A 20964-nucleotide genomic window follows, 5' to 3' on the forward strand; every position below is an offset into this window, starting at 1 on the left:
CTCTTTGATGACTTGTAATTTAAACTCCTTGGAGTGTTTGGTTCGTGTCATGTTGTTTAGCCTCCTTGGTACATTAAGCAGTATATTATTTTTTACTCTTATTGTCCAAGTTCATTTAGGGGCTAAATAGCAATTGGGTAGAAAAATGCAACCTTTGTGTTCAAAAAGGGGAGAAATATGTATCAAAATTTAAAAAAAGATGGGTACAATCCCAGTTTATCAACCCACCAACTTTATTTTAACCAAAGGTGGGGAGAATTATTAGAGAACACTCATATACATTATAGAAAATTAATCAAACCGTCACTACGCTCGGTATTACGAGAAAATCTCTGTTAGTGTAATTGATTTTTTTATTAGAGATCGTGAACTGTAACACAAGTAAGCACATAGTTACTTGTGATGCGCCTATCGAAATTCCTCAGCGCCGTCCGCTTTGCGCATTTGGAAGATGACACAGAACGGGGCTTAAAAACCGGTTTCAAAATTTAGTTATGAAATTAAATAAAATAAAAGTTCATTCATGAGTGTTGTTTGTGTGTTATAATTTTCATTAGTATCCTTTAATTGCTATAAAAAATCGTCCTTTCCGAAATGTAGTGGTGGTTACTTTATTTTACAGGATAGGACGATTTTTTTGTGAAAAATTGAAAAAAAGAGGTTCCAAAAAGTCAGTTACCCTGACTTTTTGGACAGCCCCATCATTTTAAGGAAACTTCATACACAAAAGGCTCGAAGGTTATATCATAGTTGTCAGAGCTTCCTTCGAAGTGTAGTTTAAAAGAAGCAGCATCATTTTTTATTGGCGGGAATACAATGATGCCTTCTGTTGATGCACCAGGGAAAATGTCCGATTGTATTTCTGGGTAGTTGGCTTCATAGTTAAAGGTTTCTTCAAGTTGTTGGTTGTTTGCGATTAATTTTGCATCGTAGGAATAAAAATAAATTTTTTCCTTTGATTCGTTTGTTATTTTTACATAAACGCGCGTTTCTGAATCGGCCAACTCGACTTTTTGCACATTTAATTTAAAACCGTGTTGGTTTTGGACTTTATTCAAATTAATCGTTTTCTTGGAAGGTGCAAACGCAGTTTGATAGTCTGTTTTTTCAATTTTATCCGCCTTAATAAGTGGAGCTGTGACGGTTCCGCCAAAAGCGTTCTCCCCTTCAAAAGCATCTTCGATTGTTCCTGTTACATGAATGATGTCATCAGTTGCAACATCAAGATTCGGATTTTCTATTCCAACGATAACGTTTTGTTCGCTATTGTTATTTGCAAATGCTTGTATATAAGTTCCATCTTGATCTTTTTCAGGTTCAACGAAAATTTTCGCATAAAAATCCACTTTGGATCCTTTATATTTCTTTGGATCTGAAAATATTCGATCGAATTCTTCTTTCGTCAACACTTTTGCTTCCGGTTCCTTGGATTCGCCACTTCTCTCCGTTTTGCCGGCTTCTTCTCCACAAGCTGTCAGCAAGAAGACGAAAATTGATAAGAAAAGCAATAAAAAACTTTTTTTCATGATCAACAACCTCCCCAAAATTCATTTCTTCTTTATTGTATAAAAACAGGTGCACCAAAAATGGTACACCTAAGCGAGCCATATTTTGCAAAATGCCGTATCCTTTAAGATTCGTTGGGTGCGTGTAGTGCATTTAAAAATGATAACAACTATCAATAGAAAAATTTGAATATTTTATATTTTCTGTTGACGTTGCATCTTTTACAATAAAGTTAAAGCTATGAATGCACGTTCATGAACGAAGGGTTCAAAGCGAAAAAATAACGCGACTGATATCAATTTGTTCGGCTCGATTTGAGTGTTCAAACATCTTTTGCCTTTATTGTATTGCGGCTGCAATCTGGGACATTATGAAAGTTTCTTCAGAAGCGGGCGGTTTTCACAATGCTTATTGCGGGGATTATCCGTATGCCCTGTCGAAGTCAGGAATGAATATGTTTTCCGAACAATTAAGGAACTATTTGAAGAAAAAAGCATCATTGTGTATGGTGTCCATCCGGGATGGATCCGGACGGACATGGGAGGGACGGAAGCACCGTGGTCTCCTTGAAGTCGGCTATTAGAATTTTGAATATTGTGAAGGGGAACATCAAGGTGTTCTGCAGAACGGTGTTTATTGATTTTCTAGGAAAGCCGTTGCCGCTTTGAATATGGCTGGCAGTGTGAACTTTGCTTTAAATGGGGAAAGGGAGAGGGGACATGGAAAAAATATGGGCTGTTATCGGTGATTACTATCATCCTGCCGAATGGATCAGGCAGCCTTTGCAGAGGGCGATCGATGCGGCGGGAGAAATCGAGGTGTTGGAATGTTCGGAGAAAGAACTGCAGCATCTGTTGTCGCAGCGTCCGAAAGCGGTCATCTTATTCAAAGAAAACAGAATCAATCCGGCTGATTCCGCCATCGATCATTGGATGGACGAAGACCTGGAACAGACGATCAGCAACTATGTGCAAAGCGGGGGAGGATGGCTCGCCTGGCATTCGGGGCTCGCTTCTTATCCGGTAGAAGGAATGTATGTCAATATGTTAAAAGGGTATTTTCAGTATCATCCAGATCCGCATCGGCTTGTTCATTATCAGATCAATCCGAAGCCCGACTTGAGAATGGACTCGGTGTCGTTTGACATCGTAGATGAACATTATTTTGTTCATTGCGAGGAAACGGAAACAAACGTGTTTCTCCGCTCCCGATCCGCAGATGGTGATTCTGTTGCCGGGTGGTATCACCAGTTTGGTAATGGAAAAGTGTGCTGCTTGACTCCTGCACACAGAAAGGAAGGTCTGCTTCATCCACAGCTCATTGATGTGCTCGGAAAATGCATACAGTGGGTATCTTCTTTGTGAAACAGTCTGTCAACGGCGGATCGCTGTAAGGGCTTAAAGTTGTTCCTCTTATGAAAAAGGTGGAACGTCCCAAAAATGGGGCGTTTGTTTTATGTGCATTCGGCAGTTAGGGAAGCTGCTAAAGGAATGTTTGGATATCGCTTTCTCCATTATCAATCGTTTAATCTTTTCAAAATCCAATTGAGAAAGGGATGGAAAGGCTCAGCTCTATTCCAAGTTGAAAGCTTTCTAATAATTGTATGAAATAGATAATAGTTAAAAATTAGCTCAAATTGGATTCTATATTTGGACAAGGAAATTGCCATCGTCAAGCCTATAAACCGATTAAAGAAGCAATCTGTCATGAGTTTAGAAATAAAGAAAATTTGCATGGAAAACGAAAATAACCTGAGTCCTTCTTCATACAGAACTCAGGTTCATGAGGATGATATCTGATTTTTCTTGGCTTAGCCATTAAATAAGGGGGGTTTCTCGATGTTATTCCTCGTCGGTAGATCGAACGACGAGCACGTCACATTTGGCATAGCGTGTAATGTGTTCAGACACACTTCCCATAAGGAGGCGTTCAATAGCATTTAAACCTGTCGCCCCACATAAAATCAGATCGGCGTCAAATTTTGGAGCGATATATTTGGCGATTTTTACTTTTGGAGATCCATGCTCGAGATGTGTTTTAACATTTGCAACCCCGGCTTCTTTTGCTTGTTTTTCATAACTTTGCAACAATTCTTTTCCTTTTGCTTCTATTTCATGAATAATGCCTGGAGAATATACTACGGCTGATCCGTAGCGATCATCGATAACATGCGCAATAATTAAAGTCGCATCATAACTTTTAGCCAATGAGATTGCTTTTTTAAACGCTTTTTCCGCTTCTTTTGATCCATCAACGGCAACCAAAATATTTTTGTACTGGAGACTCATGACCATCACCCCAAAAATTAGAATGGTTTCTATATATTTATAATAACAGAAAGAAGATTTTTTGAAATGTCGAAATTTTGTATTTTTTAGGAAAAATCCGTGAGCATTTTGTGAACTGAACGGAGTTAACAGATCAATCGTTTGCAGGAAGAACCGTTTCAAAGCGCCGGCAGCAACGCAAACTTTTTTCAAGGCAATATGGATCACGTAAAGAAATGATCAGCGACATTGATGAAATTAACAAAAATTGCAAGGAATATAGTCGAGGCCTAGTGATATAAATTCATTCATTACTATCACCTTTCATTTATGAAAGGCATAGATTTTTTGTACCAGATCTTAGCTGCTTTTTTAACGAAATGGGAAGGGAAAAAGTATGAAAACGGGATTTTGATATGATTTAAGATTTACTCGTCAATTAAAAGAAAGTTGAAATTTAAGAAAGGGGTAAAGTGTTTTTTTGAAATTCAAAATAGTGGAATCATCCGTGTCTGGCTTTTTCGATGGTCTGATAAAGGAAAACAAATTACCCCTGTTTGGCATAGTAAGTCGGAAAACAACGAAAAGGCTTGATTTCGTTTTATATTTTCAAAGAGTGTATAAGATGCATAACTTGTTTCGTTTGGTTGTACAAAAATGTTTCTGCTTGTTCCATACATTCTTCTATTGTTGACGGACGTGTAATAATCGAAAAACAACCTTGGAATTTGCTGCGGAGCACATCCAAATTGCCTGCAAGTGAACCGGATATTAATATGGTTGGAATTCCGTATGTTTGAGCAAGACCAGCAATATAGCCGGGTGCTTTTCCATATAATGTTTGTTCATCGCTTTGTCCTTCCCCGGTTATGACAAGATCCGCCTGCTTGATTGCGTCCTCCATGGCCGAAGCTTTTGCAACAAGTTCCGCACCGGATACAAGGTTGGCACCTAGCGCAAGAAATGCAAAACCCAAACCTCCTGCAGCACCTGCACCCTCCAAGTTATGCAAGACTTTCCCCTGTTGCTTTTCAATAAGTGCAGCAAATCGGGACAATGCTCTGTCATAAATAGGTATTTGTTTGCTGCTGGCGCCTTTTTGCGGCCCGTAAACTGCGCTGGCACCTTTTTCGCCGCATAACGGATTGTCCACATCACAAGCAACATTTATCGTAATATGTTTCAACCTCTGGTCAAAACAGTCGAAATCAACTTTGCTAACCGATAATAAATCTTTACCGAATATCCCCGCTTGTTTTCCCTCTTGATCCCAAGCTCTCATGCCCAACGCCTGTAAAAAGCCAAGACCTCCATCATTTGTAGCACTGCCGCCGAGACCGATAATAAACGATTTACAGCCTTTATCCATTGCATCTTTCATGGCCTCGCCGAGCCCGAAAGTAGTGGTCGCATCCGGGTTTCGTTTTGACAAAGGCACTTGAACAAGTCCTGCGATATTGGCAACTTCAATAACGGCGGTATTGTTTTGCAAGATCGCATAATACGTTTTTATTTTGTCGCCCAAAGGACCTGTGCAGGTTACCTCAATCCGATCACCAGTTGAAGATGCTAACAATGCGTCGACAGTTCCTTCCCCGCCATCAGCCATTGGCTTGGCAATAACTGTATCACCGTAAGGAAGGTCAAGTATAGCTTGTTTCATAACATTTGCTGCTTGAGGGGAGGTCAGGCTCCCTTTAAAAGAATCCGGCGCAACGACAATATTCATTTGGCAGCCTCCTTCATTTGTTTTACATCCTTCCGCATTATCTAAAAACTATTGAATAAACAAGGTAAATGGAATGAATAACACTCAACATATTGATTTCTTCCAAAATGGGTGATTTAAAGGATTCAAGTTTGCGGTTGCTGACTTTGATGATTTGTTTGGCATTTTGTGCTAAATAGCTTTTTTCATTGCCCGTAATGGCAATAAGAGGAATACCTCTTTTCTTTAATATCTTTACGAGCTGAACGATAAATCTTGTCTCGCCCGAAAAAGAAATGACAAAGGCCAAATCCCTTGGCGTAAGTGATTCTGCTTCGGAGATTTGATTTTCGTGGTTGCTGTAAGCAGAAGCATACTTTTTAATTGTGCATTTCTTGCATTTAGGTGAGAAAATGTTACTCCAAAAAAAGCAACTTTTTTGAGTGATGGATCGCGTTGACAACTTGAATAATTTCCTTTGAATGGAGCAATTGCTCTGTTTGCTTCAGAGAGGCATGCAATTCGTCATAATACGCGTATATTGAATTTCGTTTCAAGATTTTGATAGTCCACTTCAGTATCATTAAATTCGATAAATGATCTGGCATATTCCTTTAATTCTTTAAATGTAATATTTTCAAAGCGCTGACAAAATCGAGTGATCGTGGCAGGTGATGTATGACATTCTTCAGCTAATTCGTAAATTGACATTTTTGGGATTTTTTCCACATTCCTTAAAATATATTCGGCAATAATGATTTCAGATTTTGTTTGGTCAGTGGATGATTCGATAAAGTTGAATAATTTAGCCATAAAGTTATACATCTAAATCACTCCGCATTTCATAATAATTGTACGTGCCATGATAGATGGTCGTGTCAAAAGTTTCATAAAATGAAATTTTTCCTGTCTTTGTCTTTTTGTTCGTTAAGATATCGATGAAACGTTTACATGAAAAAATACTACTAGGAGCTGAAACTCGATGAAAAAATTTAATGTACTCATTGTGAGCGGAGGAAGTACTTGGACGCCAGGCCTTTTAAAAGCAATGTGTTCCAGACAAGATACTTTCCCGATTAATCGATTGGTCATGTACGATATTAATCATGACCGTCAAAAAGTAATCGGCGAATTTGCGAAAGTGCTCTTTAGAGAAGAATACCCTAATATTAATTTTAGTTATACAACAAATAAAGAGGAAGCCTTTACGGAAGATATCGATTTTGTTTTTGTGCAAATACGTACAGGCGGATATAAAATGCATGAAAAAGACGAAAAGATCCCATTGAAACTAGGTGTTATTGGGCAGGAAACATGCGGGCCGGGCGGTTTTGCCTATGGCATGAGATCGATCAGAGATATGGTTCAATTAATAAAAGATGTCAGAAGCAAAACGAAAGACGCATGGATTTTAAACTACACAAATCCTGCCGCTATCGTTGCAATTGCATTACAGGAACTGTTTCCAGAAGACAAAAGAATCCTTAATATCTGTGACCAACCGGAAAATTTGCTTCGTTCGTACGGCCGTTTGTTGAATATGAATGAACGTGATTTTGATCCTGTATACTTCGGATTAAACCATTTTGGCTGGTTTACTCATTTATACGACCCGCAAGGACATGACGAATTGCCAGAGTTAAGGGAAATGATTCTGAAAAATGGATTCCGTCCTGCTGACTACGAGCAACGGGATCAATCATGGCTGGAAACGTATGTGATGGTAGATCAAATGGTGAGGGACTTCCCGGATTATTTACCAAATACGTATTTACAATATTAATTATATCCCGATAAAGTGTTGAAAAAATTGAATCCCGATTTTACACGAGCAAATGAAGTACAAGCCGGAAGAGAGAAACGTGTATTTGAAGAAAAGAGAAAAAAGGATGTAAAATAAATAATATCTTGCAAGATTTTTAGATGATGAAAGGTGTTGAAAAGATGGAACGAATGACAATCGTTTCCCTTTTAGACGTTATAGGTGAATTGTTTTCTGATGAAGTTTCAATTGCTGTTTCCAATACAAAGGAATATATCTATTACCGCCCGAGTAAGCGGATTGATCTAAAAATCAGGCCGGGAGACTTGGTAAAAGAAGGAACGATTGCCCATAAAGCCTTGCACAGCAAACAAAAAGTCTCTGAGTTTATTAACCGCGATGTGTTTGGCGTTCCTTATCACGGGATGGCCGTGCCGTTTTTTGATGAAGGAAAGCTTGAAGGATGCGTCACTGCGATTTTTCCCGCTTTGACAGACGGAAAATCTGTCGTAACCGTTAAAACCGAAGACGGATGGATTCCCATTCCTTTTTCGCAAGTTGCCTATTTAGAAGCAAAAGATAAAAAAACCTATGTGTACGCCGAAGGATGCTCAGGCACGCATAAATACTCACTCCAGGAATTTGAATATTTGCTTCCGAAAGATTATTTTATACGTTGCCATCGGGCTTTTATCGTGAATGTCAATCATATTAAGGAAATTTACCCTGATACGCATTCAACTTTTTTGCTGTTGATGAATAATGGCGACAAAATACCTGTCAGCCAATCCTACTCCAGCTATTTCCGGAAATTGCTTGGGTTTTAAAAATGATTCTGTTTTAGTATGGAAATTCGCTTGTTTATCTGAATTTTCGGTAATTTATTCCCAAAACCTTGCCTCATCCGCTTTAATCAGTAAAATAGATTTTAAATTCATTTTGGGAGAGGTGATGGGGATAATGGACAATAAGCTGAACAGGATTCAAGATCCGCGTCTGCGCGATCGAGTGGTGACAGCTGATGAAGCCGCATCATGGATTAAAGACGGAATGACATTGGGGTTAAGCGGATTTACACGTGCGGGCGATGTGAAAGCGGTTCCGTATTCGTTGGTGAAACGCGCAGAGACGGAATCTTTTAAAGTGAATGTGTATACAGGAGCCTCTTTAGGTTCTGATGTTGATAAACTATTTGCAGAAGCGGGCATTTTGGGCAAAAGGCTTCCGTTTCAGGCTGATCCCACTATGCGAAAAGGAATCAACCAAGGGGATATATTATTTGTCGATCAGCATTTATCCCATACTGCTGAATTAGTGCGTTCAAATGTTATGGATCCTATCGATTTTGCAATTTTGGAAGCGGTTTCTATCACGGAAGATGGAATGGTCATTCCGACAACCTCCATCGGAAACTCGTTGTCATTTGCCCAGCACGCAAAATCGATCATAATAGAGATTAATATGGCGCAACCAGTTGACTTAGTGGGAGTGCATGATTTGTATGAACCGGGAAAACAAGGGGAAAGAAAACCGATTCCGCTGACAAAACCGGATGACCGAATCGGCACAATCGGAATACCGATTGATATTGACAAGGTAAAAGGAATTGTATTTACCGACCAGCACGATTCACCGTCGACAATTGTCCCTCCGGATGCAGAAACGGTCATTATGGCGCAGCATTTAATTGATTTTTTGCGCAAAGAAATTAAAGCCGGCCGGCTGACAAAACGCCTTGCTCCGCTGCAGTCAGGCATCGGTTCCGTCGCCAATGCAGTACTTCACGGCTTGCTGGAATCAGAATTTGAGGATTTAGAGGTATATTCCGAAGTATTGCAGGATGCAGTCTTCGATTTGATGGATGCGGGTAAAGTCCGTTTTGCCTCTTGCTGTTCGATTACCCTTTCAGAGCCGAAAATGAAGGAGGTTTTCGCGAATTTTAAAAAATACCGCAGCCGTTTAATCATGAGGCCGCAGGAAATTTCCAACCATCCTGAAATTATCCGCCGTCTCGGATTGATTTCTATTAATACCGCATTAGAAGTGGACATTTACGGCAATGTAAACTCCACCCACGTACTTGGAACGAAAATGATGAACGGCATTGGCGGATCCGGTGATTTTGCTAGGAATGCCCGCCTGGCGATTTTTGTGACAAAATCTATTGCGAAAGACGGGAAAATATCAAGCATTGTACCTTTTGTCTCCCATGTTGATCATACAGAACATGACGTAGATGTCATTGTCACAGAACAAGGGTATGCGGATCTGCGGGGATTGGCGCCAAGAGAGCGAGTGGAACTGATTATCGAACGATGCGCCCATCCTATGTATCGCGACCAGCTTCGCGAATATTATCAGGAAGCTCTTGCAAGAGGAGGACATACTCCACATGTCTTAGAAAAAGCTCTCTCATGGCATATCAATTATGCGAAGAACGGAACGATGCTTGAAGCAGTTGCACAAAGAGTTTAATCGTACAATTGATCCATTTAATTTTTCACTCGGATCAAGCAGCAAGCTAGTAGAAAAAGTTCGAATCGAAATCAATTCGTTCTGCTTTTCATCTTCTCTAGTAAAACCCCATTATAAAGTTGTGCAAAAAGCTGGGTAAAAAGGGAAACCTCCCTCCATTCTTTTATTTGCGGTCTGCCGCCTGTCAAACATGGCGGAAAAAATGGAGTGAAAATGGTGAACAGCTTTCCGGGAGAGAGAAATAAGGGTTAAGGGAGAGAAAAAGCGCCAAAAAATGCTTAAAAGGTCTAAAGCCCTTGACAATTTGCAAAATAGGTAGAACATTCCTGTTGATAAGAAGTTGGGAAAAAATGGAGATATCATCTTTTGAGCGATTTTTTGTGATCGCTTTCTCTTCCTGCAGCCTTTTGGAAGGTATTTGTAAAACGATCATGATCCCCCCGCAAATGAATTTCCGTTGTACATTCCGATTTCCTACCATGAGAAACTCTGTTTTGATGTCTGTTGCGTGCAGACGAGCTCCATTCTTTTTTACCACCGTTTTGGCCGCTTTTTACAATTCATGACTGCTCGCCTCTGAAACAACGTTCTTCCAAACTCGTATGTTGAAAAAATATAAACATTATGTAAAAAACATAACATTGTAAATAAAATGTAAATAAAACAAATCCGGAAAATCCCTCAATAGAACTGCAACCATAGGTTTATAAAAACTCCCCGTTTGAAAATTGTTAAGCCAAACATGACTGTAAGCCTAATGATTTTTAGGAGAAAAGCAGGAAATGATGGGTTTTTGCCAATTTTACCGAATAGAAAACTTCCCTTCACTTTTCCTTAATGATAGAGAAATATAATAAGCTGGAAAACGATAAATGGGAGGGCTAATATGTTTCGGAAAAGGATCAAACAGAATTTCATATCGTTTGCAATCATTTCTTTAGTCGCTCTCGTTAGTTTAACGGGGTCTTTTTCAACAGTCACCGAGGCAAAAAGCCACGGGAGCGGCAAAGTGAAAAACATTATCTTCCTGATTGGAGACGGTATGGGAGTCTCTTATACTTCTGCGTACCGCTACTTAAAAGATGACCCGTCGACAAAATTTGTCGAAGAAACTGCATTTGACCGGTTTTTGGTCGGCCAGCAAATGACATATCCGGAAGACCCTGCGCAAAACGTCACCGATTCCGCATCAGCTGCAACAGCGATGGCAGCGGGAGTGAAAACTTATAACAATGCCATTGCTGTTGACAATGACGAATCCGAAGTAAAGACGGTTTTAGAAGCGGCAAAAGAAAAGGGAAAAGCTACAGGTCTCGTTGCCACCTCAGAAATTACCCATGCAACGCCGGCCTCATTCGGAGCCCATGATATAAGCCGGAAAAATATGAATGCCATTGCCGATGATTATTATGATGAGTTAGTGAACGGGAAACATAAAATCGATGTTTTGCTAGGCGGGGGCAAAGATCTTTTTTTGCGCCAAGACCGCAATCTTGTTGAGGAGTTTCAAAAGGACGGATACAGCTATGTTTCCAATCGGAAGGAACTGTTGAAAGATAAAAATAAACAAGTCATAGGCTTGTTTGCACCGGCCGGAATGCCAAAGATGATTGATCGTGATCAAAATACGCCTTCTTTGGAAGAAATGACAAAATCGGCGATTGAACGGTTAAACAAAAATAAAAATGGCTTTTTCCTGATGGTTGAAGGAAGCCAAATTGATTGGGCCGGACACGACAACGATATCGTCGCTGCGATGAGCGAAATGGAAGACTTTGAAAGGGCGTTTCAAGCAGCCGTTGAATTTGCGAAAAAAGACAAGCAAACGTTGGTTGTTGCAACAGCCGACCATTCCACGGGAGGATTTTCAATAGGAGCAGACGGAATTTATAATTGGTTCGGCGAACCGATTAAAGCGGCTGAACGAACCCCTGATTTTATCGCTGACCAAATATTAAAAGGAGCAAATGCGGAACAAACATTAAAACAATATATCAATCTTGATTTAACGAATGAAGAAATCCAATCTGTAAAAGATGCAGCTAAAACGAAAAATTACACGAAAATAGACGATGCGATAGAAAATATTTTTAATCAACGTTCCCACACCGGCTGGACAACCGGCGGGCATACAGGCGAAGATGTACAGGTGTACGCTTTTGGGCCGTCAAGCGCCCGGTTTGCCGGAAATCTCGACAATACCGATCATGCCAAAATCATTTTTGACTTATTAAAAGCGAAAGTAAAAATTGATGATAAATAATTGGAAAAAAACTTAAGGTAAAGGTTCCCATTGTTTTTGGATTCAATGGGAACTTTTTGTAAAAATGTTGGGGGTTCTAACATGAAAACAGCAATGGCTATATTTTGTTTATTATCATTTTTGTTAATGGGCTGTTCTTATCAAACGAATAAGGAACATGCCGGTTCAAAAACACATTCCGACAATGTTATTCCAAGCTATTACGATCAGTATATTTTGAATCCTCAAGTGACGGATGACAGGGCGCTGCAAAAAGTCGGGGAAAGATTACGGGATCGCAAAGGGGAAGCAACGTTAAAGGCTGTCAATCTTCCTCACCAAACTTATCAAATAGGCCCTATTCAATTAACGATAAGGGAAGCGAAAATCCTTCACTACAAACCGGATTACAGCCTGATTGATTTTTATCATTCTTACACGCATGAAGAGGAGTTTGATTTTGTGAAACTTTTCGTGGAAATTCAGAATACGGCCGACCAGCCTCTCCAATTTGCTCCTGTCGCCATTATGCGAACAAACTCCGGCGAACAAAAAATATGGGAAGACGATATTTACTTGGAGGAATTAAATGGAAAAATAGAAGCGAACGGAACGAAAAAAGGGAATCTAGGCTTTATCCTTGAAAATTCACAAATCGAATCAATCACGATCAAAACGAGCGATGTTTTTAATGAAAAAGACGAAAAAATCCACAATGCCAAAGAGATTAAAGTGGACTTATAATGCCGGCGCTTTATAAACATTTAATAAAAGGAAAAAACATGCCGGCATATTCAAAAAAGCCGTCGGTCCCAAACTGCGCACAAATATCTTGGGATTGCCGGCTTTTTCATTCGGGACGAAAAGCAAAATCAAAGATATTCTTGAAGACAAGAATTAAGAGCTATTGTACGTGGAAAGGTAGTTTTTTATGTGGTCTTTGAACATGATTAAAGCGGCTCCATATGTCGTAACATATTGAGGCTTATTCTAAATTTTTAAAACTTGGTTTATAAAAATTGATAAAAATTCTAATACTTGTTAATTATTGACAAATACATCCGATAAATAATAATGAATTTGAGAAGAGTGTGTTTTATGAAAAAGATTTACATTGCATTATCAAGTTTAGGCTTTGTCTTTTTATTTTCTACTTCAACTTTTGCTAATAATCAGGCCCTCCTATATAAAATCTAAAGTCTCCGCCATTCAATGGAGAAAATGCTTTAAATAGTAATACTTATACTGCTCCAGCTCATCTTACTTTAACACCAACAATAACATCTGTAACAGCTTCTTATGACCTCGGTAAAATACCTTCAATTCCTGATGTTTTGGCATTATAAACAGGAGATTTCCGAAGGGAAGACGATTTTCACAACCATTAAACAATCGTTTGAGGAATTTTTTGAACATGAAATATTTGATTTGCAAAGATAAAGAAGGATGTTCTGAATGGAGAAATTGACTATATTCTATCATTTTGATGTTGAGCAGGGTTTCATGTATAAGGCGAAGACTTTTATTCAGTTATTAAAGCGAATGAATGAACTGGATGCGGAACTGGTGCATTTGATTCGTCACGTCAGGAAATGAGAAATAGCGGAGGGAAAATTGTTGATAAAATCGGCGAAGCAATGGAGCAGTATCAAAAAACGAATCAATCCCACAGTGACATATATAAAAACTCCATGAACAGCGCTGCACGAAAATACACAAACTTGATCAATGAGATGAGAGGGTAGCATATTACCTTGTATTATGATATTGTTATCCGGGAACAGAAATAGGGGAATGCTCTTTTTCATCCCTGTTTCTCCTCAACATTTCTTTTCATCCCATATTATTCAAATTTTGTTATAAAACCAGTTGCTAGCACTATTTTCAATATTTTATAATTATTTAGGAAAATAGAACGATAATGTAAAGGAGAGAATCGTTTGAAAAAACTGGGGGTTGTTTTATTCGTTTTCTCATTATTTATTTGGGCTTTGCCTAGTTTATCGTACGCGGCGCAAAATGCTAGTTTTGAGGAAGATTTAGCTAAATATCTAGGAGAGGTCAGCAATAAAAGAGGTTTCAATGTTACGAGAGAAAACATAGAATTTGCTCTTTCTGACTATGGTGAAAATATCGAAAATTTCGACACTGTGGCAGAGCTGAGCGATTTTTTGGGAGAAGTGATTTCTGCGGATTTAAGCAATTTGGACGAGATTTATAGAAACTATGGTCTTGATGAAACGAGTCTAAGACAATTGCTTGAAGAAAACGGCGAAAAATTAGAGGATTATGTATTTTTGGATAATCTTGCAATGGCTTTGGACGTTTATACTGAGGATGGCTCTGTTGAGCAAGAGCCGGATTTTAACGAAAATCTCACGGAGTATTTAAAACAAATTAGCGCTATCAGAGGGTTTCCTGTAACGATTGATCATATTAAAAACTCTCTTGCCAACTATGATTCAAGACTGGAAGATTTTTCGACTGTTGCAGAACTGCAAGATTTCTTGGGTGAAGTGATTAAATCGGATTTAAGCAATTTGCAGCCGATTTATGATGATTATGGCCTTGATGAAGAAAGTTTGCACAAATTGTTAAAAGAGAATGGAAAAGACCTCGATGACTATGTTTTCATTGATGATCTTGATGTAGATGTTTTTGCCTTTACGTTCCCAATAGACGAAGAGATGTTGGATGGGATTTTATCTTTTGTTCAAGAAGAGTTTGGTCTGACAGATGAAGAGTTGGATCGTTTGTATAACCATTTTCAATCGATAGAGGGCTCTCTTGCAAATCCTCAAACGCTGGAAAGATTAGAACAATTGGCTGACAGAATGATGGCTATTCCCGATTTTGAAACCGCTTCGGAACTTTCCGAGGAGCAAATTGCGGAGCTTTTGGATATTTTTCAAGATTTGTTGGACCTTCTCCAATTAAAAGTTGAATTCAGTCTGGTGAAAAATGGTTCCGAAGAGCCAGTTCAACTCCGCGACCTGATGTTGTTAGATCATTTGACAAATGCCAATCTGAAAATTAAATTATTCAGCCTGATAGACGGCAAGTTTTTAGCAGACCTTCTCATCACGGGAGAAATGGTAGATTCTGAACATGTCGTTGATACCGGCAAAGCGATCAATAATGCCGTTCAAAACGTTGCGGAAGCCCCTGTCAAAATGAAAAAACAATTAAAAGCCGGCAATCATACCATGCATAAAACCGTCAAAGGAGCAAAGCTTCCGAAAACTGCTTCTGACTACGGCATAAATGCCATGTTAGGATTCTTCATTCTTGCTTCAGGGATTGTGATCTATCGCAAGGTAAGGAAGGCATAATATGGGGTTAAGAATCAATAAGAGAAGAAGCAAACGCCCTAAACGATTGCTTCTTCTTTCATTGGCTGTTGTTGCGGTTTTATTCGGATTATGGTTTTCGACCACTAATATTTATAAATTTGCAAAAGGCTATTTTCTTTTTCAAGTTCATTCGGCTGCCGAAGAAAAGACAGAAGCTGTCAAAACGGATAAAAACGAAAAAGAGTTATACCCGACTAGACCTAAAATAGGCGATTATATTGGGGATCTATACATTCCGAAATTAAAGGCGACACTACCGATTTATCACGGAACAAATGAAGACGAGCTTGAAAAAGGGGTCGGCCACTTTGCCGGCAGTGTTTTGCCGGGGGAAAAAGACAATTCTGTTCTTTCGGGACATCGGGATACAGTATTTCGGAGACTTGGAGAAGTAGGTGCAGGAGATCTGTTGATCGTGAAAACCACTGCCGGAGAATTTACGTACAAAGTCTATAAAGTGCGGATTGTTGATGCGAATGACCGAACCGTTATTGTTCCGAAACCGCGGGCAACTTTAACTGTCAGCACATGCTACCCGTTTCATTTTATCGGTTCTGCGCCGGAACGGTACGTTCTTGTAGCGTATCTTTTGTCGAAAAAAACAACATAGTTATTGGGTGAAAATTCGCCCTTCGTTGAAGGCGATGCAGACGGAAGAACTGGAAAGCGTCGGAACGGAGCCTCTAACGGATATGTATCATGAAAAAAGGCGAGGGTCTGCAATGTTGGTTTCTCGTAGTGAAGGCGTTAACTATTCCATTGCGTTCTCGTCTCTGGCCAAATTTATTTATGTCTCGAAATAATAATGCCGATGAAGAGCGCAGCGCGGATTAAACTGAATGCCGCAAACAGGACAGATATACGAACCGTGCAAATATTCTTCAATTGTTAATTCATATCCGCAATTCCCGCACAAAACAGCTTTTTCATGAAAAAGATTCTTCGGCCAAACTTTATGATCTCCGCATCCCCCTTCTTCATGGCACTCATAGCATGGAAAATACGTTCCACAGCAATAAAACTTGATGGCAATTACATCTTCCTCTTTATGATAGTGCTCACAGCGGGTTTTTTGATCCACTACCTTTCCTTTTACCTCAATACCATGAATAATCACGTTGGTTTGCCTCCTTTCAATAGCAAAGTGTCACTGTTTGCAATGCAATAGATGTTTCATTAAGCCCTTCCCATGCGCTTCCTGATATTTCTGTATTTTGAAGGCTCTGCTGACGTACGGCAGAGCCTCCGTTTCTTTTTATACTTCTTCTACTTCGCTATTAAACAACCCGGCGTTTTTGGCAACTGTGTTCAGCCGCATTTTTATGATTGGGCTTTTCTTGATGACAAAAACAATTTTTTTAAATCCGGATTCTTTATACAATTTAAAAGATCTTTCTAGTTTAGGCAACGCATCCTCTGTAATCGCATCCAATTCCGTAAAATCAACTCTTAAATTGAAACTTTCAACATCAATGTTGGAAATTTTATTGTGGTAATCATGGATGAAGTCTTCTGTTTGTTGGGGATTGAAAGCGCCGGCAATTACCAAGTTGACGATTTTCATCGTTTGATTTACGGTAATGATAAAATATCCCCTTTTAGTCATTTTTGGAAAATTCTCCTTCCATTTTTCAAAACTGCATTGCAGCGCCAAATGAAAAAAGTTTCTTTCGAAAAAAAATGTCCTCTACTAAAGAGGACAGTAATAGAGCATTTGTGAAAAATCTTCTTTAAGAACCGGTACGATTCTTAAGAGAAGAGCAACTGGCTGGCATATCTTTTAACAAGATTTAGCCCCTTTAGTTTTGCGCCCTACCCTTTCGAGTAGTTTGCCGAATATTTATTAAATTTGTAGAAATATGCTGTTATTTGTCTAAAGATCAATATAACAAATATCACGGAAAAATTAAAATAGTATTTTTGGTCTATTTTTTATATATTTTGCCAATAATAAGGACAATTTAACTATTTATTAATAGGTAATAAGACTTATATTCTTCTTTTTCGATTTTATTATTTGAATCGAGGATCCAATCGTCTTTCAGCTTTAACTTGAGAAAGAATAGGCAACATCGCGAAGTGAAACCATTCTTTTTTTCTGCTGTTTCGTGGCAGCTATCTGTAAAATGGCAAAAGCTTAATGTCTTTCACAATGCAACTGTTTGCAGCGGTGCATTTTATCGTTCAAAATTCCTTGGTCGTTTGCTTCTGACGAAACTGCTGCCTCCCGATTTTATACAGTACTATTGAAAGAATTTGCTCTACATGAATCTCTTCTCCCTCTGCTTTCCATCTTTTACTTCGCAAGTTTATGATAATGAATAAAATCCATTTTTGACGGCCGAGTCCTAATTATTGTGTAAAATCACACTCCCAGACCAGTAAACCTAAATTCTCGGCCAATCAAACCGCTTCCTTTTTAAACAAAATTCAGGACTTAATCTTTTTGACCATTTATTACGGCGAAATAATAATTTTTCCTAATTAGGAAAATATGTGCTGCATTTTTTCAGCAAATGAACTAGTAGAACTACATTTAGGATCCTTAGGGAAAAATTTTATTTACATAAAAAAATTTGTAAATCAAAAAATAACTATTGCTGTTACCTGTCCTATCAGATCTGACGCCGGAGTCTCGCACGCAGCAAATTTTAACATATGCAATTGCCGTAAAAAGCGGCATTTGTTTTCATTCTTCCATGGAAAAGGAAAGGAGGTCATTCATATGAACAGCTTTTTGTTGAAAGTGATTGCATCCCCGATAGCTGTGATTCTTTCGGGATGGTTATTTCCCAATGTGTATTATCAAAATTATTATCAAGCAATGGTTGTAGGTTTTATAATAGCCGCAGTAGGCGTCGCAATGGAGTACATCTTGCTCAAAAAGGGAACATTATGGATGAGTACCATCGCTGATTTTGCCGTATCCGTGCTGATGGTCTATATCATTTCAAATATGTTTGAAGGGGCGGAGGTCACGTTTTTTGGGGCGATTTTGACGGGAGCGATTTTGGCGATTATTGAATACTTCGTACATTTGTGGCTCATCCGAAGCGGGAAAACACAAAAGTCGCCGGCTTCATGAACAAAGAGAAATGATAGGATGTGAAAACATGGAGATAACGTATGGAAGCGATTATCATTTTATCCCTGTTACTTCGCTTGAAAGCGGAACAGGACGTGAATTGGCTTCCGATGTATATTGCCAAACTGTGCAAATTGTGAATGTTTGCTTCGTCGGCAGACCGGAAAAAGAGTGGATATTAGTTGATGCAGGAATGCCGAAATCCGCTGACGCCATAGTGTCTGTTTGCGAAAAGCACTTTGGAGCCAATAGCAAACCGAAAGGAATTGTTCTAACCCATGGCCATTTTGACCACGTTGGGGCGGTTGTTGAATTGGTAAAATATTGGAATGTCAAAGTGTATGCTCATGAATTGGAAATCCCTTTTTTAACAGGTAAACAAAGCTATCCAGAACCGGATTTTTCCGTTGAAGGCGGATTGGTTGCGAAAATGTCCCCGACGTTTCCAACTGAGCCAATAAACCTTGGAAAGCATGTCGAAAAGCTTCCTTCCGATGGGACGATCCCAGTGTTGTCCGAATGGCGCTGGATTCATACGCCAGGACATACACCCGGGCATATTTCCTTATTCAGGGAAAAAGACCGGTTCCTCATTGCAGGGGATGCCTTTGTTACGGTGAAACAGGAATATCTTTATAAAGTTTTTACACAAGAACAAGAAATCAGCGGTCCGCCAAGATATTTGACGACTGACTGGGATTTGGCATGGGCATCAGTGAAAAAATTGGAAGCATTAAAGCCCTCCGTTGCTGTGACAGGACATGGATTGCCGATGAGCGGCGAGAGGTTGGCAGCCAGTTTAAAAAAATTGGTGCAAGAATTTGACCGCATAGCCATTCCGGAAAGAGGCAAGTATGTCAAACACTAATGCAGAAAAATGTACCTCCCGTTCCCAAAGCAAATTAGGGGGCGGGAGGTTTTTGATTCCTTCTTATCGAAACCGGTCTCCTTGTTGTCGGATGCTTTTTCTAAAGGTTTATCATTGCAGCCAACACCAAATTATTTAAGAAGCTGATTGTTTCAATAAAGGCTCTTTTTCATCTTTTTCAGGCTTCACCCGTTTAATAAAGAACGTGAGAACAAGAGCAACGAGCGCAATGAAGACGGATACTTTAAAAGAAAAGTTGATGCCGTGAAGCATAGCCTCTTTCATAATATCCGCCATTTTGGCAGGATCGCCGGCTGCTGCCTGTGCCAGCTCTTTCGCTTCCGCTTCCGTTTTATTTTGCATTAATGTCACGAGAAGCGCTGAACCGACTGCACCGGATACTTGCTGCAATGTGTTGTTCATCGCTGTAGCATGGGGATTCATGCTTTGCGGCAGCTGATTGATTCCGTTTGTCATAACCGGCATCATAACCATCGACATGCCAAACATTCGTAACGCATAGATGAACATTAAATAGCCGTATGAAGTGTCCATCGTTAAGTTGCTGAATACATAAGTTGTATAAATGGTAATGGACAATCCGATAATGGCAAGTGCTTTTGCGCCAAATTTATCAAATAACCGACCCGTGATCGGCGACATGATTCCCATGACGATGGCTCCTGGGAGCAATAAAAGCCCTGAATCAAACGGCGAAATGCCGCGGATTGTTTGGATATAAATGGGCATGAGGAGCATTGCCGAGAACATTGCCATAGAGATAACGATCGAAATAGCCGATGACAGAGCAAACATCGGATATTTATAAATACGGAATTCCAATAGAGGCTCCTGCAATTTCAACTGACGCAAAATAAAGAAAATGAGACTGATTGCACCGATTAGAATAGTTCCGTAAACATAAACGGAATCCCAGCCTTTTTCACCGGCGGAGCTGAATCCGTATAAGATGCCGCCAAATCCAATGCTTGATAATATAAGCGACCAAATATCCAATGAGATTTGCTTTTGCGGCAAAATGTTTTTTAATTTAAAAATGGCTAATAAAAGTGTGATGGCGGAAATTGGTATAACTAGATCAAACAATGTGCGCCATGAATAATGTTCAACAATCCAGCCGGATAATGTCGGTCCGATGGCCGGAGCGGTAATCATAACAAGCCCGAAAATCCCCATTGCCGTTCCGCGCCGTTCGATAGGGAAAGCCACAAGCATTACGTTCATTAAAAGCGGAGCCATAATGGCTGAACCCGCTGCTTGGAGCATCCTTGCCAAAAGCAAAACAGCAAATGTCGGTGAAAGGGAAGCCAAGATCGTTCCGGCTGTAAAAAACGACATCGCTGTAATATACAATTGCCGATTTGTGAACTTTTGTAATAAAAATGCGCTGGCGGGAATTAAAATACCGTTAATCAGCATGTAGCCTGTTGACAGCCATTGAACAGTCGAAGGGGACACTTCAAAATCCTTCATGATCGATGGAAGGGCAACGTTTAAAAACGTTTCATTTATGAACGATACAAAGGCTCCAATAAACAAAATCGCAATCATCGCATAAGGCGGTTTCTCCAAAAATCCCTGATTGTTCAATTTCCGCAACCTCCTATACTAAAGGTATATTTTTTTATACTGTTGTTCTAAACACTATCATAATATATACTGTTAGTAGAAAAAAAT

Annotated in this window: 18 protein-coding genes and 1 riboswitch; of the genes, 10 read left to right on the top strand and 8 right to left on the bottom strand. The window is 39.4% G+C overall.

The window, feature by feature from the left end; genetic code table 11:
• Window positions 1-701: 701 nt before the first annotated feature.
• Window positions 702-1526 carry a DUF4352 domain-containing protein gene (locus AC0KTX_RS08365; protein ID WP_474251765.1) on the bottom strand — a complete coding sequence of 275 codons (825 nt, stop codon included), beginning with the start codon at window positions 1524-1526 and terminating at the stop codon, window positions 702-704.
• Between the two features lie 699 nt (window positions 1527-2225).
• On the opposite strand from AC0KTX_RS08365, the gene AC0KTX_RS08370 reads away from it, so the two are divergent.
• Complete coding sequence (locus tag AC0KTX_RS08370) at window positions 2226-2870, top strand: ThuA domain-containing protein (RefSeq protein ID WP_474251766.1); 645 nt, start codon at window positions 2226-2228, stop codon at window positions 2868-2870.
• A 477-nt stretch (window positions 2871-3347) separates the two neighbouring features.
• On the opposite strand, the gene AC0KTX_RS08375 is transcribed toward AC0KTX_RS08370, so the two are convergent.
• The 4 genes from AC0KTX_RS08375 to AC0KTX_RS08390 all read right to left on the bottom strand — a co-directional run bounded on the left by AC0KTX_RS08375 (window position 3348) and on the right by AC0KTX_RS08390 (window position 6306).
• Complete coding sequence (locus tag AC0KTX_RS08375) at window positions 3348-3794, bottom strand: universal stress protein (RefSeq protein ID WP_474251767.1); 447 nt, start codon at window positions 3792-3794, stop codon at window positions 3348-3350.
• Window positions 3795-4374: 580 nt separating this feature from the next.
• Window positions 4375-5502, bottom strand: a complete 1128-nt coding sequence (locus AC0KTX_RS08380) for a glycerate kinase (protein ID WP_474251768.1) — start codon at window positions 5500-5502, stop codon at window positions 4375-4377.
• A 37-nt stretch (window positions 5503-5539) separates the two neighbouring features.
• Window positions 5540-5944 carry an SIS domain-containing protein gene (locus tag AC0KTX_RS08385; protein WP_474251769.1) on the bottom strand — a complete coding sequence of 135 codons (405 nt, stop codon included), beginning with the start codon at window positions 5942-5944 and terminating at the stop codon, window positions 5540-5542.
• A 62-nt stretch (window positions 5945-6006) separates the two neighbouring features.
• Window positions 6007-6306 (bottom strand): MurR/RpiR family transcriptional regulator, encoded by a 300-nt coding sequence (locus tag AC0KTX_RS08390; RefSeq protein ID WP_474251770.1) that lies wholly within the window; start codon window positions 6304-6306, stop codon window positions 6007-6009.
• Between the two features lie 157 nt (window positions 6307-6463).
• Between AC0KTX_RS08390 and AC0KTX_RS08395 the strand changes: the two genes are divergently transcribed.
• The 7 genes from AC0KTX_RS08395 (at window position 6464) to AC0KTX_RS08425 (ending at window position 15923) form a co-directional block, all read left to right on the top strand.
• Window positions 6464-7264 carry a family 4 glycosyl hydrolase gene (locus AC0KTX_RS08395; RefSeq protein ID WP_474251771.1) on the top strand — a complete coding sequence of 267 codons (801 nt, stop codon included), beginning with the start codon at window positions 6464-6466 and terminating at the stop codon, window positions 7262-7264.
• 161 nt (window positions 7265-7425) lie between these two features.
• Entirely contained in the window at window positions 7426-8070 is a 645-nt protein-coding gene (locus AC0KTX_RS08400) for a LytTR family DNA-binding domain-containing protein (protein ID WP_474251772.1), read from the top strand.
• Window positions 8071-8203: 133 nt separating this feature from the next.
• Window positions 8204-9718: an acetyl-CoA hydrolase/transferase family protein gene (locus AC0KTX_RS08405; protein ID WP_474251773.1), complete on the top strand. Its 1515-nt coding sequence runs from the start codon at window positions 8204-8206 to the stop codon at window positions 9716-9718.
• 886 nt (window positions 9719-10604) lie between these two features.
• Window positions 10605-11981 carry an alkaline phosphatase gene (locus AC0KTX_RS08410; RefSeq protein ID WP_474251774.1) on the top strand — a complete coding sequence of 459 codons (1377 nt, stop codon included), beginning with the start codon at window positions 10605-10607 and terminating at the stop codon, window positions 11979-11981.
• A gap of 81 nt (window positions 11982-12062) precedes the next feature.
• Window positions 12063-12704, top strand: a complete 642-nt coding sequence (locus AC0KTX_RS08415) for a hypothetical protein (protein WP_474251775.1) — start codon at window positions 12063-12065, stop codon at window positions 12702-12704.
• A 1196-nt stretch (window positions 12705-13900) separates the two neighbouring features.
• Entirely contained in the window at window positions 13901-15292 is a 1392-nt protein-coding gene (locus AC0KTX_RS08420; protein WP_474251776.1) for a processed acidic surface protein, read from the top strand.
• 1 nt (window position 15293) lies between these two features.
• Window positions 15294-15923, top strand: coding sequence for a class D sortase (locus AC0KTX_RS08425; RefSeq protein WP_474251777.1), 630 nt, complete (start codon window positions 15294-15296; stop codon window positions 15921-15923).
• Window positions 15924-16100: 177 nt separating this feature from the next.
• On the opposite strand, the gene AC0KTX_RS08430 is transcribed toward AC0KTX_RS08425, so the two are convergent.
• Together AC0KTX_RS08430 and AC0KTX_RS08435 are read right to left on the bottom strand one after the other, a co-directional pair.
• Window positions 16101-16430: a CHY zinc finger protein gene (locus AC0KTX_RS08430; RefSeq protein WP_474251778.1), complete on the bottom strand. Its 330-nt coding sequence runs from the start codon at window positions 16428-16430 to the stop codon at window positions 16101-16103.
• 138 nt (window positions 16431-16568) lie between these two features.
• Window positions 16569-16919: a hypothetical protein gene (locus AC0KTX_RS08435; RefSeq protein ID WP_474251779.1), complete on the bottom strand. Its 351-nt coding sequence runs from the start codon at window positions 16917-16919 to the stop codon at window positions 16569-16571.
• A gap of 150 nt (window positions 16920-17069) precedes the next feature.
• Window positions 17070-17157: riboswitch (cyclic di-GMP riboswitch) on the bottom strand.
• 881 nt (window positions 17158-18038) lie between these two features.
• Here AC0KTX_RS08435 and AC0KTX_RS08440 point away from each other — a divergent pair.
• Window positions 18039-18398, top strand: a complete 360-nt coding sequence (locus AC0KTX_RS08440; RefSeq protein WP_474251780.1) for a phage holin family protein — start codon at window positions 18039-18041, stop codon at window positions 18396-18398.
• Between the two features lie 28 nt (window positions 18399-18426).
• The gene (locus tag AC0KTX_RS08445; RefSeq protein WP_474251781.1) at window positions 18427-19266 is read left to right on the top strand and encodes an MBL fold metallo-hydrolase; all 840 of its coding nucleotides are present in this window, start codon (window positions 18427-18429) and stop codon (window positions 19264-19266) included.
• A 135-nt stretch (window positions 19267-19401) separates the two neighbouring features.
• On the opposite strand, the gene AC0KTX_RS08450 is transcribed toward AC0KTX_RS08445, so the two are convergent.
• Window positions 19402-20838, bottom strand: a complete 1437-nt coding sequence (locus AC0KTX_RS08450; RefSeq protein ID WP_474251831.1) for a DHA2 family efflux MFS transporter permease subunit — start codon at window positions 20836-20838, stop codon at window positions 19402-19404.
• Window positions 20839-20964 lie beyond the last annotated feature (126 nt).

The organism is Aeribacillus sp. JST-2 (assembly GCF_056032925.1).

Bases quoted from the DNA above. Each gene is read 5' to 3' on its own strand.
- AC0KTX_RS08425 (WP_474251777.1), top strand. From the start codon at position 15,294: ATGGGGTTAAGAATCAATAAGAGAAGAAGCAAACGCCCTAAACGATTG.
- AC0KTX_RS08375 (WP_474251767.1), bottom strand. From the start codon at position 3,794: ATGAGTCTCCAGTACAAAAATATTTTGGTTGCCGTTGATGGATCAAAA.
- AC0KTX_RS08365 (WP_474251765.1), bottom strand. From the start codon at position 1,526: ATGAAAAAAAGTTTTTTATTGCTTTTCTTATCAATTTTCGTCTTCTTG.
- AC0KTX_RS08405 (WP_474251773.1), top strand. From the start codon at position 8,204: ATGGACAATAAGCTGAACAGGATTCAAGATCCGCGTCTGCGCGATCGA.
- AC0KTX_RS08410 (WP_474251774.1), top strand. From the start codon at position 10,605: ATGTTTCGGAAAAGGATCAAACAGAATTTCATATCGTTTGCAATCATT.
- AC0KTX_RS08415 (WP_474251775.1), top strand. From the start codon at position 12,063: ATGAAAACAGCAATGGCTATATTTTGTTTATTATCATTTTTGTTAATG.
- AC0KTX_RS08380 (WP_474251768.1), bottom strand. From the start codon at position 5,502: ATGAATATTGTCGTTGCGCCGGATTCTTTTAAAGGGAGCCTGACCTCC.
- AC0KTX_RS08370 (WP_474251766.1), top strand. From the start codon at position 2,226: ATGGAAAAAATATGGGCTGTTATCGGTGATTACTATCATCCTGCCGAA.
- AC0KTX_RS08395 (WP_474251771.1), top strand. From the start codon at position 6,464: ATGAAAAAATTTAATGTACTCATTGTGAGCGGAGGAAGTACTTGGACG.
- AC0KTX_RS08435 (WP_474251779.1), bottom strand. From the start codon at position 16,919: ATGACTAAAAGGGGATATTTTATCATTACCGTAAATCAAACGATGAAA.
- AC0KTX_RS08450 (WP_474251831.1), bottom strand. From the start codon at position 20,838: ATGATTGCGATTTTGTTTATTGGAGCCTTTGTATCGTTCATAAATGAA.
- AC0KTX_RS08390 (WP_474251770.1), bottom strand. From the start codon at position 6,306: ATGTATAACTTTATGGCTAAATTATTCAACTTTATCGAATCATCCACT.
- AC0KTX_RS08400 (WP_474251772.1), top strand. From the start codon at position 7,426: ATGGAACGAATGACAATCGTTTCCCTTTTAGACGTTATAGGTGAATTG.
- AC0KTX_RS08440 (WP_474251780.1), top strand. From the start codon at position 18,039: ATGAACAGCTTTTTGTTGAAAGTGATTGCATCCCCGATAGCTGTGATT.
- AC0KTX_RS08445 (WP_474251781.1), top strand. From the start codon at position 18,427: ATGGAGATAACGTATGGAAGCGATTATCATTTTATCCCTGTTACTTCG.